General features: G+C 66.9%; 7 protein-coding genes. All 7 read right to left on the reverse strand.

All coding sequences use genetic code 11. The features are described from left to right. Positions 1-89 precede the first annotated feature (89 nt). Positions 90-1,112: a YqcI/YcgG family protein gene (locus U5768_RS06195; protein WP_322029489.1), complete on the reverse strand. Its 1,023-nt coding sequence runs from the start codon at positions 1,110-1,112 to the stop codon at positions 90-92. A gap of 190 nt (positions 1,113-1,302) precedes the next feature. Then, the gene (locus U5768_RS06200) at positions 1,303-2,730 is read right to left on the reverse strand and encodes a peptide synthetase (RefSeq protein WP_322029490.1); all 1,428 of its coding nucleotides are present in this window, start codon (positions 2,728-2,730) and stop codon (positions 1,303-1,305) included. A 279-nt stretch (positions 2,731-3,009) separates the two neighbouring features. After that, complete coding sequence (locus U5768_RS06205) at positions 3,010-5,190, reverse strand: TonB-dependent siderophore receptor (protein WP_322029491.1); 2,181 nt, start codon at positions 5,188-5,190, stop codon at positions 3,010-3,012. A gap of 276 nt (positions 5,191-5,466) precedes the next feature. Further along, the gene (gene fhuB / locus U5768_RS06210; RefSeq protein ID WP_322029492.1) at positions 5,467-7,494 is read right to left on the reverse strand and encodes a Fe(3+)-hydroxamate ABC transporter permease FhuB; all 2,028 of its coding nucleotides are present in this window, start codon (positions 7,492-7,494) and stop codon (positions 5,467-5,469) included. Further along, positions 7,484-8,500, reverse strand: a complete 1,017-nt coding sequence (locus tag U5768_RS06215; RefSeq protein WP_322029493.1) for an ABC transporter substrate-binding protein — start codon at positions 8,498-8,500, stop codon at positions 7,484-7,486. Before U5768_RS06215 ends, fhuB begins: the two co-directional genes overlap by 11 nt. Beyond that, on the reverse strand, positions 8,497-9,288 hold the full coding sequence (locus tag U5768_RS06220) for an ATP-binding cassette domain-containing protein (protein ID WP_322029494.1): 792 nt from the start codon (positions 9,286-9,288) through the stop codon (positions 8,497-8,499). The genes U5768_RS06215 and U5768_RS06220 overlap by 4 nt, the downstream gene beginning before the upstream one ends. Before the next feature lie 29 nt (positions 9,289-9,317). Continuing rightward, positions 9,318-14,849, reverse strand: coding sequence for a non-ribosomal peptide synthetase (locus tag U5768_RS06225; RefSeq protein ID WP_322029495.1), 5,532 nt, complete (start codon positions 14,847-14,849; stop codon positions 9,318-9,320). Positions 14,850-14,915: the final 66 nt, after the last annotated feature.

Consider the following 14,915-nt stretch of genomic DNA (forward strand, 5'->3'; position numbering starts at 1 on the left):
CCGCCGCGTGTTGCACGGCGTTGGGGTCATCTGCGTGCAGCGCCCGCCTGAATCGTCCGCCTGAATCGTGTTATGCGGCAAACGCCGCATTACTCTTCGTCGTACTCACGAAATGCGCTTTCGCCGTGCGGCGTAAAGCGCCGCTCGACCGCGTGCCGCACAGGAGGACGCGGCGTGAACGGCTTGTCGTCGGACGCAACGGTCACGGGACGCTGCTGCCACCACGTTTGATGCTGCGTGGCCGGCTTCACGGGTTCGTGGGCAACGGCATCCTGCTTCGCCGTGCGCTGCCGTTTGAGGAACGGGCAGCGATCTTCGGCGCGCACGTTCGCATCGTCGAGAAAGTACTGTTTCCATTCGAGATTACCCGGGTCGCCGAAAAAGCCGAGATCCGGGTGCGCCGGTATTTCGTCCCACGTTTCGAGGCGCTTGCGCACCTGATTGCGCGCTTCGCGGCCAATCACCTTGTTGGTGATGGTGTCGACGAAAACACTGCGCGGCTGGAACAGCAGCACCATGCCCGGGCCGAGATTGCGGCTGTGGCGCGCGCGAAACGACGGGCACGCGCACACCACGAACGTTTCGACCCCCGCGAACGAAAACTCCCAGTCTTCGCTCGACGGTTCGGGCTGCGCGTCCGCGTTCGGATCGGGATCGACGTCGTGCAGATGCTGAAGAATTTTCCAGAACAACGCGTGATACGCGTCGTGCGAAAGCGGTTCGGCGTCGGGCTCGAAAAATATCGCGATATTGTTCTTGCGATATTGCGGCAGCGAGACAAGCTGCGCGAACGTCTCCATGGTGGCGGCCAGTTCGCCGATGTCCTTGCCATTGACGTAGGAATAGAACATCTCGCCGCGCTTCTCGGCCATCGTGCCGAAAAAGCACGGATACGCGGGGTCCATCACCTGCGTGCGCAGCGTCTCGTAGGACGCATCGAGCCAGCCGGGCGCACGCACGTCCGCGCCCGTGGCACGGCCGGCGATGATGCGGCTCTTCCAGTCGCCCGCGTCGAACGCGGACGCATTGTCCAGATCGTTCGGAGAACTATGTTCGGTCTCTGCGGCACTCGCGCTCTTCTGTTCGTCCACCGTTCCCTCGTTGGTTCGCATCTTCGATATCCTCGTTCGTCTCACGTCTGCTCGCGTTTTGCGGGCGAACGCAGCGAGCCGCCAGACCAGCGGCTCGCAGGTGAAACCGTTTTTGCGTTTGGGGGAAACAGGGGCCCTGTGCCGGGCACTCTGAAATTGCTGCTCGCAGCGCGCATCCGTGCTTGACGTTCTAAACGCGCTGCAACGACGTTCAGGCCGCGGCCTTCGCGTCGAGTTCGGCCACCAGCGCCTGAACCCAGTCGTCGGGAATGATCGGCTGGTGATAGGTGCATTCGCCCGACACGACCGTCGAGCCATGCAGGCGGCCATCGGGGATCAGCACCATGTCGCCTTCGTGCATCTTCAACTGCATGCCCACGTTGCCCCAGAAGAGCATCTCGCCTTCCTGGATCGTCACAAGGCGATGGTCGTTGTGGACATGCGTCGTCGAGCACATTTCGTGCGGCTCGATGAAGGTTTCGCGATCGATGTCCGGGCATTCCGCGTCGATGCGCGTGCTGATGCGATGCGCAAACGCGACGTAATGGCGGATCGACGAAAGCCACAGCAACTGCTCGCCAAGATCCCAACGCGCGCGTTCGCAAAGGCGTTCGGCGGCCATCATGCCGCTCACGCTCTGCGCTTGCGCCGTGGCGCCGAATGTCGCGCCAATCGACTGCAACGCTTGCGCGAAGCGCTCCACCAGCGCCGCTTTGCGCTGCGCCGCGTCGCCCGCACCACGGCTCGCGGGCTTCAGATGCGCACACGCACGCTCCAGCGCCGCGCTGAACGCAAGCGACTCGGCCTCTGCGGCAAAGGCCGCGCCGACGAGACCGAATGCACGATCGGGACGGCGTGCAAGCGCATACAGCAAATTGCACTTCGCCATGCTCGTGGGCAGATAGAACTGCCAGTACGCATGCTGCTGACGCGTTACGCCGCACGACGCCGCGACGCGCTGATAAAGCTGCGCATCCGCCTGATCGGCGTCGAGCGCGGGGCGCAGTTCGCGGGCGACCATGTCGAAGAAGCCGCTCGCCGCCGCGCGCGCCAGTGCGCGCTGCTTCGACGGCGCAAGGGCCCAGCGCTGCACCATGACGAAACGCAGCCCCTCCTCCAGATAATCGTTGCGCATCAGGCGCGCAAACGTTTGATCCCAGAAAAGCGACTCGTCGTCGACGATGGCGGCAAGCCGTGCGGCTGCGTCGGCCACGCTCGACGGCGCGTCCTGTTGCTGCGTCAGGAACTCGAACGCATACGATTCGAGAAACGGTGCGATCTGCGCGCCCAGCACCTGCACGTCGTCGCGATAGAAGTCGGTGAAACGCGCCCACTCGGTCTGATCGGCCGTGCGCGGCAGACGCGCCGTACCCAGTTCGTAGATCGACAACAGCGTGCGGTTCGACGCGAGCGCCGGCAGGCGGCTCACGTTGTGCATACGAACCGGCTTCGCGAACTTCAGGAACTCGAAGTCTTCGGGACGCAGCGGACGGCGATGGTAGTCGTCGTCGAGCACCAGCTCGCTGACCTGCGCGCTGCGAAAAGGCTGCGCAGCCGCGAATCGTTTGATGAGGCCGACATAGTGTTCGCTCTGGCCGACGAACGGTGAAAAATCAAACAGCGACGTGGCTTGCGTCATGGCGATAGTTCCTGCTATTGACTCGATGGAGATCGGCGCGGGCTGTGCGGCTCTGGAAGCGGCAAACGTCGATGCGGACCGGGCGGCGTGGCGTTTCGAAGACAGATAATCAGGTGTGCTTGCAAACCGTTGTCACGAGCCCGTCACATCGCCGAAATACAAATGAGAATGATTGGTAATACGACAACTTAATGCGATGAATGCGTGCTTGTCAAGGGTTTGCGTGCAGCCGGAAGCGACGACACGGCCCGCAGCCTGCGGGCCGTATCGCGCAGATCATCAGAAGTCCGAACGAACCGTCAGCATCACGTTGCGCTTGTTGCCAAACGTGCTGAAGAAGGTGCCAGGCGGACGGATGTAGTAGTCGCGGTTAAAGATGTTGTTCAGGTTGAGCGATGCCTGAACGTGCTTGTTGAACTGGTAACCGATCTGCGCATTGAAGATCGCATACGCGCCCTGATCGACACCGCGCGTAATGCGCGTCTGCGCCAGCATGCCGCCGCCCACGGAGAGGCCGCGCAAGGCGCCTTGCGAGAACAGATAGTTCGTCCACAGCTTGAACAGATGCTTCGGGTCCGTGCCGTCCGTCAAATTGGGCGCGTCGTTTTCATAGTTGACGTTAAGGTACGTGTACCCGGCGTACACGTTCCAGTTCGGCAACGGCTGTCCCGTGATTTCGAACTCGAAACCTTCATCGGTCGATTTGCCGCCCGCAATCGAGCCCGTCGGGTTATTCGGGTCCGTGATCGCGCGATTGTTGTCGTTGATGCGGAACAGCGCCGCCGTAGTCGAGACCCTGTTGCCGAAGAAGCTGTTCTTCAGGCCGACTTCGTACTGCTCGCCGGTTCGCGGCGGAAGCAGCGCGCCCGTATATGTCGTCGCCGTTTGCGCGGTCAGAAAGCGCGAGTAGCTCGCGTAGGCCGTCATCGAGGGCGTGATGTCGTACACCAGCCCCACGCTCGGCAGGAAGCGGTGATTGATCTGCGCCTCCGTCGTCCAGTCTTCGACCGTTGGAATGATCGGCTGCGACTGTTCCTGGAGGAACGCTTCGCGCGCGCCGAGCACGAGGGTAAGCGGCGTCAGGAGCTTTATCCGCGCCTGCGCGTAGACCCCATACTGCTCGACACGATTGTTCGCGCCGTACGTGAACGGCACGTCTGTCTTCTCCACGGCGTTCGGGTCGAACAGGCTGAACGTCTCGCCGTCGAACGGACCGTTCAGCGCGACGAAGCCGGACTGGGCCGTGCTGTTCTGCAGCGAATAGTTGGCGCCGATGGTCAGCGTATGGGTCTGGCCGAACGCCCGGATCGGGCCTGTCACGTTCGTGTCCGCGCCCCACCAGTCGTAAGTACTCCGTTGCTTTTGCTCGCCGAAGAACGACAGGCCGTCGGCGGTGGCGCCCGGGCCCGAGTAGGCGTAGTCGGCCTTCGTCAGTTCGTGGCGGTAGAACACGGTCGTCTGCGACTTCCAGCCATTCTCGAATTTGTGCACGAGGTTGCCGTTGACTTCGTACAGCGACGTATAAGCGTAGTTCCAGCTCGGGCTGAAGTTGCGCGTAAACGAACTCGGCACGCGGCCGAGCAGGTTCCCGTCGGCGTCGGTCACGCCCGGCGCGCCGTAGTCGAGTGCGTTGATCGGGTTGACCTGATAGCCGCCGGACACCGACAACGTCGTGCGCGGGTCGAAGTCGTAATCGATCGCCCCGTACGCCATCACTTCCTTCTGACGCGTCGCATCGACCGACTGCAGCGCGTCACTGCCGACCACCACCGCGCGGCCGCGCAGCGAACCGTCCTTGTTCAGCGGGCCGGTTACGTCGATCATCTGGCGGAAGCTGCCGAACGAACCGACCTGCGTTTCCGTCGACACGTGGAAGGTGTCTTGCGGACGCTTGCGCACGAGGTTCACCGTGCCGCCCGGATCGGTCACGCCGTCTATCACGCCGGAAGGCCCGCGGAGCACTTCGATGCGGTCGTACATCGCGAGGTCGAACTGCTGCAGATATTGCAGGCCGCCGATAATCGGCACGCCGTCGAATTCGATGCTCAGGTAATTGCCGCGCGACTTGTAGTAAGCCGTGCCGTCGCCGTAATCGACCGACTGCACGCCCGTCACATACTTCAGCGCGTCCTGAATCGACGTCAGATTCTGGTCGTCCATGCGCTGACGCGTCAGCACCGAAACCGAGCCCGGGATTTCCTTGATCGACTGCTCCGTCTTGCCTGCGATTGTCGCCGTACGGCCCGCGTACGAGCCGCTGCCTTCCGTCGTCGCGTCGGGCGCCGCCGTGACCTCGACCGCCGGAAGCGTGCTGTTGGCCGGCGTGCCCGTGCTTTGCTGCGCGAACGCAGGGCTCGCCCAGATCGCAAGAAGCGCGAGCGTGACAGGGGTCAGCCCCGGCTGTCCCGCAATGGTTTGGTTTCGCCGCGAACGGCGGCGCAGGTCCCTGGTTTTATTCATCTTTATCGGCGCATTCCGCGTGAAGTCAAAAGCCCATCCCGTCCGCGCGAAAGGGACGTGATCAGGTGTACTAAGTTGATGTTCCGGACAGCCAACGAGAATCCCGCGAGCGTGCGAAGCGGGATACGCACGCCGCGCAGCGGAAAGACTTGCGCGAGGCGTTCGCATCTCAGAAAGCGATACTAGCTGATAATGATTCTTATTTGCAAGACATAATCGGCACAAAATGCATCGTGTGGCGCGCGCCCGACGTTCGCGCGCCGGGTTGCGGCGCGTTCATGTCGACGAAACGGATTTGCGCAGCGTGAGCGCGATCAGATAGGGGCCGCCGATCAGCGTCGCGACGAGTCCCGCCGGCATTTCCTCGGGAAACATCACCTGGCGGCCGAGCCAGTCGGCGAGTCCCATCAGCAGCGCGCCGAAGATCGCCGCAACCCATATCTGCACGCCTGGCCGCCGCGCGCCCGAATAGCGCGCGACATGCGGCGCGATCAGGCCGACGAACGACAGCGGCCCGACGATCAACGTCGACGCCGCGGTGAGCACCGCTGCCGCGACCAGAATGGCGAAGCGCGCGCGGACGACGGGTACGCCGAGTCCGTCGGCGATGGTGGTGCCGAGGCCCAGCGTTTCGAGCCAGCGCGACATCAGCGGCCCCAGCGCCAGCCCGACGAGCGCGATTGCCGCCGCCGTGTACGCGGCCGGCGCTTCGACGTAATACGTCGAGCCGATAATGAAGTTCATCAGCACGCCGCCGCGCGGATCGCCGCTCGCGAGCAGCGCGCCGACCACGGCCTGGAACAGCGCGCTGATCGCAACGCCGATCAGCAGCAGCCGCTCCGGTGCGAACGATGCACGCGCGCCCAGCCACAACAGCAGCGCAAGCGTCGCGATAGCGCCCGCCAGACATCCGGCGAAGAGCGCGCCCGGCGAGGGCGTGAGCCCCGCGAACAGCACGACGACGATGCCCAGCGCGCCGCCCGAGCTGACGCCCAGCAGGTCGGGGCTTGCCATCGGATTCGCGGTGACGCGCTGGATCAGCGTGCCGGCGATGGCGAGCAGCGCGCCAGCCGCGAGCGCGGCGACCGTATGCGGCAGACGCCAGAACATCAGCGCGTCCATTTCCGCGGGGTCGGCGACAAACCAACCGTGCAGCCCGCGCGACACGCAGAAGCACAGCACGAGGACCAGCGCGAGTCCGGCAATCGCAAACGGCAAGCGCCGCGTCAGATTCGCGGGCGGCACGTGCGCAACGGCATTGGTGTGCAGATCCGGTTGCACGCGCAACCGGGGCAGCAGCAGGAGCAGCAGAGGAACGCCCAGCAACGACGTCACCGTTCCCGTGGGCACGAGATGCGCGGAAAACAGCTCGCCCGCCGCGACCACGCGCACGATCTCGTCGGTGCACCACAGCAGCACCGCGCCGAGGCACGGCGCCCACACCAGCCGCTGTTTGAGCCGGCGCGCGCCGGCGAGCCTCGCGAGCGTGGGCGCCGCGAGCCCGACAAAGCCGATCACGCCGACAGCCGACACCACGCACGCAGTCAGCACGACGGCGATCAGCAGCGCGGCAAAGCGGGTGCGCTGCAACGCCACGCCGAGCGACTGCACCGTCGAGTCCCCTGCCTCGAAGACGCCGAGCGGGCGCACCATCAGCACGGTTGCGGCGAAGCACGCGAACACGCCCTGGAACAACTGGATGCTTTCGTGCCAGCCGGTTTGATCGAGCGCGCCGCCGCCCCATATCATCAGGCCGCGCATGAGGTCGAAGTGCGAGAGCGTGATGCCGAGCGCGATGGCGCCGCAATACAGATTCACGATCATGCCGGACAGGATCACCGCGAGCGACGACATGCGTTGCCGCCACGCCAGCCCGAACACGACGGTCATCGCGAGCGCGCCGCCCGCGAGCGCGACGGCCGTGCGTCCGCTGCCGAGCAGCGACGGCGCCCATAGCTCGGCGAGCATCAGCGCGAGATAGGCGCCGGGAAATATGCCGAGCGTCATCGGCTCGGCGAGCGGATTGCGCAACACCTGCTGCGCGAGCGTGCCCGCCAGCGCGAGGCCGCCGCCGCACAACAAGGTCATCGCGATACGCGGCAACATGCTGTCGCGCACCAGCACCTGATGCAGGTCGGTGCGATCGGGCGCCAGCACCGTCGACCAGAACGAAGCGCCGTTCAGTTCCGCGTGAATGCCGACAATCGACAGCACCAGCGCGACGAGCGCAAGCGCGCCCGTGAGCGCGAAGCGATAGTCGCGCGGGCCACGCGGTCCGGGTACTGCCGCGAGATCACGCAACACCGCCGCCTCCTGCCGCAATCAGATTGAGCGCGTCGTCGACAGCGTGCGCGAAACGTTGCATCGAGATCAGTCCTCCGTATGGCGCGATCACCGGGAGTTTCGCAACCCGCCTCGCGCGCACGGCAGGCAGCGCCTGCCAGATTTCGTTGCGTCCCAGTCCCGCCACGGTCTGCGCGTTGACGGGCCCCACCAGCAGCAAGCTGGCCTCGCGCACTTCGGCCAACCGCTGCAACGGCACGACCGCGGCGCCCGCCTGAGTTGCCCAGGCGCCGCGTCCCGACGGCGGATTCGCGGCATTGACCACGCCGAGTTTCGCCAGCATTTCGTCGAACAGACTGCCGCGCGCATAGACGCGCAAATGCCGGTCGTCGACGAGATCGGCAACGATCACCGGCGCGGCGGTCAGCGCGGGGCGCGTCGCAATCCGCTCGCGCACGGCGCGCGCGGTGGCGGCCGCCTGCGCGATCAGCGCGTCCGCGCGATCGGGGCGTTGCAGGCGCGCGGCCAGTTCCCTCGTTTCCGCGCATAACGCCTGAAGAGGCGTGGGACTCGACATGTACGCGCCAAGCGTGATCGTGGGCGCGAGCCGTTCGAGCGACGCTTTGGCCGGCGCGTGATCCGGCGTGATGACGAACAGGTCGGGGTCGAGCATGCGCAGTACGTCGAAATTCGGCTGATAAAGCAGGCCGATATCGGCAACGCCGGGCGGCAGCGGCGGCTCGACAATCGTGGTCCGGTACCAGTCGGGCAATGATGTGCCCACCGGCACGACGCCGAGCGCGAGCAGCGTTTCGGTCAACTCCCAGTTCATCGTGACGATGCGACGGGGAACGGCGTCGGCGGTATCCGCTGGCGTTGCCGCCGCCGCCCGCGCGGTCGTATCGAACAGACCTAGCGCCACCAACGCCCCGGCCAGCCCCGCCGCGCCGCTGCGCGCGAGCCATCGGCGGCGCGCCGGATCGACTGTCGCCCCAACCGTCGCCGTGGCGGCATACGGGCGCTTCATCGCGGGAATCCGATCAGGTGACCGCTCACGGCGTCGGTCATCACGCCCATCGGCACGCCGTAGATGGCTTCGAGCACTTCGGCGCGCATCGTCCCGGCCGGGTCCGTCTGCATCAGCAGCTTGCCGCCGCGCAGCGAAATCAGTTGCGTGCAGAAGCGCGTCGCCATGTTCACGTCGTGCAGCACGATGATCGCCGTCATGCCGCGTTCGTCGCACAGCTTGCGCACGAGGCCGAGCACTTCGAGCTGGTGGCTGATATCGAGCGCCGACGTCGGTTCGTCGAGCAGCACGCAGCGGCTGTTCTGCGCGATCAGCATCGCGAGCCACACGCGCTGACGCTCGCCGCCCGAGAGGCTGTCGACAGGACGGTTCGCGTAATAGGCGACATCGGTCCATGTCATCGCTTCGTCCACGCGCCGATGGTCGTCGTCGCCAAAGCGGCCGAGCGCGCCATGCCACGGATAACGGCCGAGCGACACCAGTTCGCGCACGAGCAGGCCGTCTGTCTGCGGCGTGTATTGCGGCAGATGCGCGACCTGCTGCGCAAACCGCCGATGCGGCCAGCTCGCCAGCGGCTCGCCGTCGAAGTGGATCGTGCCCCGCGTGGGCGGATGCAGGCGCGCGAGCAGCCGGATTAGCGAGGTCTTGCCCGATCCGTTATGGCCGATGAGCCCCACGACCTGACCGGCGCGGATATCGAGCGAAATATCGTGCAGCAACGGCTTGTCGCCAATGTCGAAATCGACGTTGCGCAATGTGTAAAGCGGATGATCACCGGATGCCTGCATGACGAAACATGTACCTTTTAATTGTGCTTTTAGCTGTGCTTTTGGCTGTGCTCACTGCCGTCGCGCGATGCCGAACACCGGTCCGCGAGCGCGCGCAAGCGCTGCGCCACGCTCGCGTGCAACAGCGGATGATGCACGATGGCGCTATGCGTTGCGTCGATTTCGATCTCTTCGACGCCGCCGCTCGTATAAGGGCGCCAGTCGCGCTCGCGTTGCGCCGAGGTGTCCCGCGCCGCGCGCCAGAACGTCACCGGAACATCCACACGCGGCAATTCGTGCGCGAGCCGCAACCGGTAGTGCAACGCGTCGAGCGAGGCCGCGCGATCGAACAGGACGCGCAGCCGCGCGCCGTCAGCCTGGCCATCGAGCCACGCGGACAACGCGTGGTCCGCGCCGGCGGCGTCGGGCATCTCGCTCGTGCGCGTCGCGGTGTCGAGCAGGCCCAGGAAATCGACGTCATGGCCGCGCCCGCGCAGCAACGCCGCGACCGCGACCGCGAGCCGTCCGCCGAACGACCAGCCGAGCAGACGGAACGGCCCGGCAGGCTGTGCATCGAGCACGCGTTCGACGCATGCTTGCGCCAGCGCCTCGAACGATTCGGATTGCATATCATTGCCGCTCGCATCGCCGACGAATCCGGGAGCGCGCAACGCGATCACGGAAGCCACGCCTTGCAGCGCGGCGGCAAGGAACCGGTACTCGCCCACCAGACCGAAGCCCGGATAAAAGCAGAATAGCGTCAAGGGCGCGCCGCTCGCGTTGAGCGGCTGAACGCGCGGGTCCGCAGCGGGGCACAGCATGCCTTCCGTGACGAAGCGCTGGCGCCACACGTCGAACGCGGCGTGTTCTTCGCTGCCGTCTTCCATCGGGGCCGTTGCCGTCTGCGCGAGGCCGTCGAACAGCCGCAGCGCAACGGGTTTCATCGCGGGCTCGGCTTCGACCGTGCCGGCGTCTACGGCCAGGCGGCGCACGTGCGCGTCGAACGTCGCGACGATGTTTTCAAGCTGCTTCGCATCGATTGCCGAAGCCGCCGCGCTCCAGTCCACCTTCAGACAACCATCGGCGATCAGCCCGTTCAGATCGAGTACGTGACGCGGCCCCGTCCCGACGCTGTCGCGCGTGCCGTGGCCGCTATGCTCCGGCGCGAACGCAAACCGCCCTTCGCTGAGCCGCTCTTCGAAACGGCCGAGATAGTTGAAGCCGATGGTCGTGCCCGGCAACGCGGCCAGCGTTGCGCGCGTGGACGCCGATCCTGCGTAGCGGAACAGGTTGTAGTGCAGACCATCGGCGGGCACCGCGCGCAGCGCGCTCGCAATGGCGCGCCGCGTGGCGCGGGGGTCCCGTTGCGCGGTCAGTCGCATGGGATATTGCGTCGTGAACCACCCAACCGTGCGGCTCAGATCGATTCCCGCGACGCGCTCCGTGCGCCCATGCCCTTCCATCTCCACGATCACCGGCACATCCGGCAGATGTTCGGCGCATGCGTGCGTGAGCGCCGCGAGCAGCACTTCGTCGATGCGCAAGCCCGAATCGGTGAGACGGCGCGTGGTGGGCGCGTCGAGCGTCCAGTCTTCGCTCCGCGTGGCGTTGCTGCCGTGCTGAGCGCTCGCAGGCCGCGCGCGCGCCCCGCCCTCGCCCAGTTGCGCCTGCCACCACGCAAGCTCGCCCAGATGTTCGGGAAGGCTCGCGTAGGCCCGCAGCGCGTGCGTCCATTGCGACCACGTCGTGCCGGGCGCCGCCAGCGTCACCGGCGTGTTCGCCGTGCGGGCCGCTTCATAGGCCGTCATCAGATCGTCGAGGAGGATGCGCCACGACACGCCGTCCACCACCAGGTGATGAACCACGATCAGCAGCCGCGACCCGTCGGGCGTCGCGAGGCAGGCGGCGCGCAATAGCGGGCCGTTCGCCAGATCGAGACTGTCGTGGATGCGTTCCGCGACGGCTTCGATGGCCGTTGCGGGATCGGCGGCCGCGCGAAGGTCTTCGGCGACCAGCGCGTGCGCGGCAAGCGACTGGGCGATCGACGCCGGCTCGATCGTTTGCGTCCAGTTGCCGCTGCGAGCGTCGAAACGGAAACGCGCGCGCAATGCGTCGTGCGCTTCGAGCAAAGCGCCGAGCGCACGGCGCAACGCATCGGCATCGAGCGTTTCGGCGCTGCGCAGCAGCACCGCCTGATTCCAGCGCGACGGCGCATGCGCGAAGCGCTCGAAGAACCAATGCTGCATCGGGGCGAGCGGCGCGTCCACGGGGCCGGTCGCGGCAACGGCCGCGGCTGTGTCCGGATCGGCCGGCTGCGCCACGCGTGCGAGCGCGCGCACGTTCGGATGCTCGAACACCTGACGCGCGGTCACGACCCAGCCCGCGGCGCGCGCCTGCGCGATCACACGCAGGCTCGAAATCGAATCGCCGCCGAGCGCGAAGAAGTTGTCCGTGACGCCGAAATCCTCGCGCCCGAGAACGGTTTGCCAGACCGCCAGCAACGCGGTTTCGACCGCGCCTTCAGGCGACGCCGATTCCACTTCGAGCCTGTCGTCGGGCTCGGGCAACGCGCGGCGGTCCAGCTTGCCGTTAGGCAGCGTCGGCAGCGCGTCGAGCGGCACGCATACGGAAGGCACATGCGAGGCGGGCAGCGTCGCCGTCAACGCATCGCGCACGGCGGCGGCCTCGGCGTCGCCGGTGAAATACGCAATCAACCGCTTGCGCTCGCCATCGCCACGCAACTCGACGACCGCTTCGCGCACGCCTTCTACGCGGCGCAGCGCGACTTCGATCTCGCCGGGTTCGATGCGGTGGCCGCGCAGTTTCACCTGCTGGTCGATCCGGCCCAGGAAATCGATCGTGCCGTCGGCACGCGCGCGGCACAGGTCGCCGCTGCGATAGACGCGCGCACCCGGCGCGCCGTACGGGTCGGGCACGAAGCGTTCGGCGGTCAGCGCGGCACGCGCGAGATAGCCTTGCGCCAGCGTCGCGCCGCCGATGCACAGTTCGCCGAGCGCGCCATCGGGCGCGCGGTTGCCGTCGAGGTCGGCGACATACGCATGGCGCGACGGATAACACTGGCCGATCGCGACAATCGCCTGCGCCGCATCGCCGCGCGTGACGCGATGATGAAGCGCCGCGACAGTGGTCTCCGTCGGGCCGTACAGATTGTCGATGGCGACATGCGCGAGCGGCCCTTCGTACCAGCGCGCTAACGCATCGCCGGGCAAGCCTTCGCCGCCCACGGTGATCTGGCGCAGCGCGATATCGGCGGCTGGCGGCAACGCAATGCGCCATTGCTGCCACAGCGCGGTGGGAATGCGCGCGAACGTGACGCGCTCGTCGATCAGCGTGCGGTTCAGCGTCTCCAGTTCCCACGCGCGCGGGCCGCGCATGACCACGCGCGCGCCTGCGATCAGCGCGGGGAGAAGTTCGTGCAGGGCCACGTCGAAATTGATCGTCGACGATTGCAGCACGATGTCGCTCTCGACAATGCGGTGATCGCGCAGGAAGTCTTCGAGGTGCAGCGCGAGCGAGCGATGCGAGATCGCGACGCCCTTCGGCGTGCCCGTCGAGCCCGAGGTGTAAATCACATACGCGAGCGCGTCGGGCAAGACGTTCCAGGCAGCTTGTGCGGCCGGTTGCTGAAGCGCCGCCGTCCGCGCGTCGGGTGCGGAGATCGTCCGCAACGGCGCGAGCATGTCGCGGCACGATTCGCGGGTCGAGGCGTCGACCACGATGCGCGCGACCTGGGCGTCGTCGATCATCGCGCGCAGGCGCGCCTGCGGATACTCGGGATCGAGCGGCACGAATGCGCCACCCGCTTTGAGCACGCCGAGCAACGCGGCGGGCAACGCCAGCGACCGCTCCAGCAGCAAGCCGACGCGCTCGCCCGCTGCGAGCCCGTCGGCGCGCAGCGCGCTCGCGATGCGCTGCGCCCATGCGTCGAGTTCGGCATACGTCAGCGCTGCGCCCTCGCAGCGCAGCGCGACGCGCGCCGGGCACAGCCGCGCCCGTTCGGCCACGCGAATATGCGCGGGCGCGGGGCCGCTCAGCCCGGCGTCCACGGCATTCGCGAGCGCGCCGCGATGCGCGACGAGATCGCCGACGCGCCGTTGCGGTTGCGCCGCGATCTGTTCGAGCAGCGCGACGTAATCGGCAAGCATGCGTTGCGCGGTCGGCTCGACGAAGCGGTCTTTCGCGAACGTCAGCGCGAAATCGATCCCGCCGCCCGTGCCGCGATCGCGCGCGTTCAACGCGAGATCGAAGCGCGCAGTGGTGGCGACATCCACGATCGATTCGACGGCGAGCCCATGCGCGCGCTCGGGCAATTGCGCGCTGGGCGCGTCCACCGAAAGATCGAACATGACCTGAAATAGCGGCGAGCTGTCGAGATTGCGCTCCACCGCCAGCGCTTCGACCAGCCGCGCGAACGGCACGTCCTGATGCGCCTGCGCTTCCAGCACGCGATCATGCAAGGCGGCCAGCAGCGCGCCGAACGGCTGCGCGCCGTCGAGGTCGGCCCGCACGATCAGCGTATTGACGAAGAAGCCGACCAGGTCCTCCAGCTCCGTGCGCGCACGGCCCGCCGCCGGGACGCCGACGACGACCGTGCGCTGCCCCGAGTAGCGATACAGCAGCACGTCGAACGCGGCGAGCAGCACGGTAAAGAGCGTCGTGCGCCCGCTGCGGGCGATGCCGCGCGCGGCATCGGCGAGCGCCGCGGAAATCGATGCGCGCACGAGGCCGCCGTCGTGCGTGCGCGCCGCGCGCTGCGGCACGTCGCGCGGCAGCGTGAGCGCGGCGGGCGCGCCGGCGAGGCGCTCGCGCCAGTAGGCGATCTGCCGGTCGAGCCCGTCGTCGGCGCCCCACTCCCGTTGCCACGCCGCGAAATCGGTCATCTGCACGGGCAATGCGGGCAGATCGCGCTCGCCGTGATAGAGCGCGAGCAGGTCGCGGAACAGCACTTCCATCGACCACGCGTCCGCGACGATGTGATGGACGACGAACTGCAGCACGCGCTCGTCCGCGCCCGTCTCGAACAGCCCGACCCGGAACAGCGGCCCGTTGACGAGATCGAACGGTTCGCAGGCGAACGCGCGCAATGCGTCTGCGAGCGATGCGGGCTCGCCGGCGAGATTCGTCTGCGCGAAACCGAAGCTGGCGTCGTGGGCCGCGTACTGAACCGGCACGCCGCCGTTCGCGTCGAAGCGCAAACGCAGCGCTTCATGACGCTGCATCAGTTGCGCGAGCGCCCGCTGCAAGGCCGCGGCGTCGAACGCGCCGCGAAGCCGCAACGTATGCGCGATGTGATAGCCCGCGTGATGCGGATCGAGACACCACAGAAACCACAGCCGCTCCTGCGCGAACAACAGCGGAAACCGCGCGGGACGCGGCGACAGCGGCACGACCGGCAATGCGCCCGTGTCGAGCCCCTGCGCGCGGGCGCGGGCGCGAAACAGCGCGCGCTTGTCTTCGGGAAGCGCCGCGTACTGTTGCGCGAGCCGCAGCGCGTCGGGGCGACGCGCGGGAGCCGCCGCCCCGGCCGCAGCAGGGAGAGTTTGCTCGGAAGACTGTTGCATCACGTTTATCGTTTCCTGTTCTTCTGCATAGCGGGCCGCGCGGCTGCGCCCTGGCGCGAACAAAGC

The organism is Paraburkholderia sp. J76 (genome assembly GCF_905220295.1).
GTDB lineage: Bacteria > Pseudomonadota > Gammaproteobacteria > Burkholderiales > Burkholderiaceae > Paraburkholderia.

What these genes read in the sequence shown, in the direction of transcription:
- U5768_RS06195 (WP_322029489.1), bottom strand. Translation starts at nt 1,112, where the DNA reads ATGCGAACCAACGAGGGAACGGTGGACGAACAGAAGAGCGCGAGTGCC.
- U5768_RS06200 (WP_322029490.1), bottom strand. Translation starts at nt 2,730, where the DNA reads ATGACGCAAGCCACGTCGCTGTTTGATTTTTCACCGTTCGTCGGCCAG.
- U5768_RS06205 (WP_322029491.1), bottom strand. Translation starts at nt 5,190, where the DNA reads ATGAATAAAACCAGGGACCTGCGCCGCCGTTCGCGGCGAAACCAAACC.
- U5768_RS06215 (WP_322029493.1), bottom strand. Translation starts at nt 8,500, where the DNA reads ATGAAGCGCCCGTATGCCGCCACGGCGACGGTTGGGGCGACAGTCGAT.
- U5768_RS06220 (WP_322029494.1), bottom strand. Translation starts at nt 9,288, where the DNA reads ATGCAGGCATCCGGTGATCATCCGCTTTACACATTGCGCAACGTCGAT.
- U5768_RS06225 (WP_322029495.1), bottom strand. Translation starts at nt 14,849, where the DNA reads ATGCAACAGTCTTCCGAGCAAACTCTCCCTGCTGCGGCCGGGGCGGCG.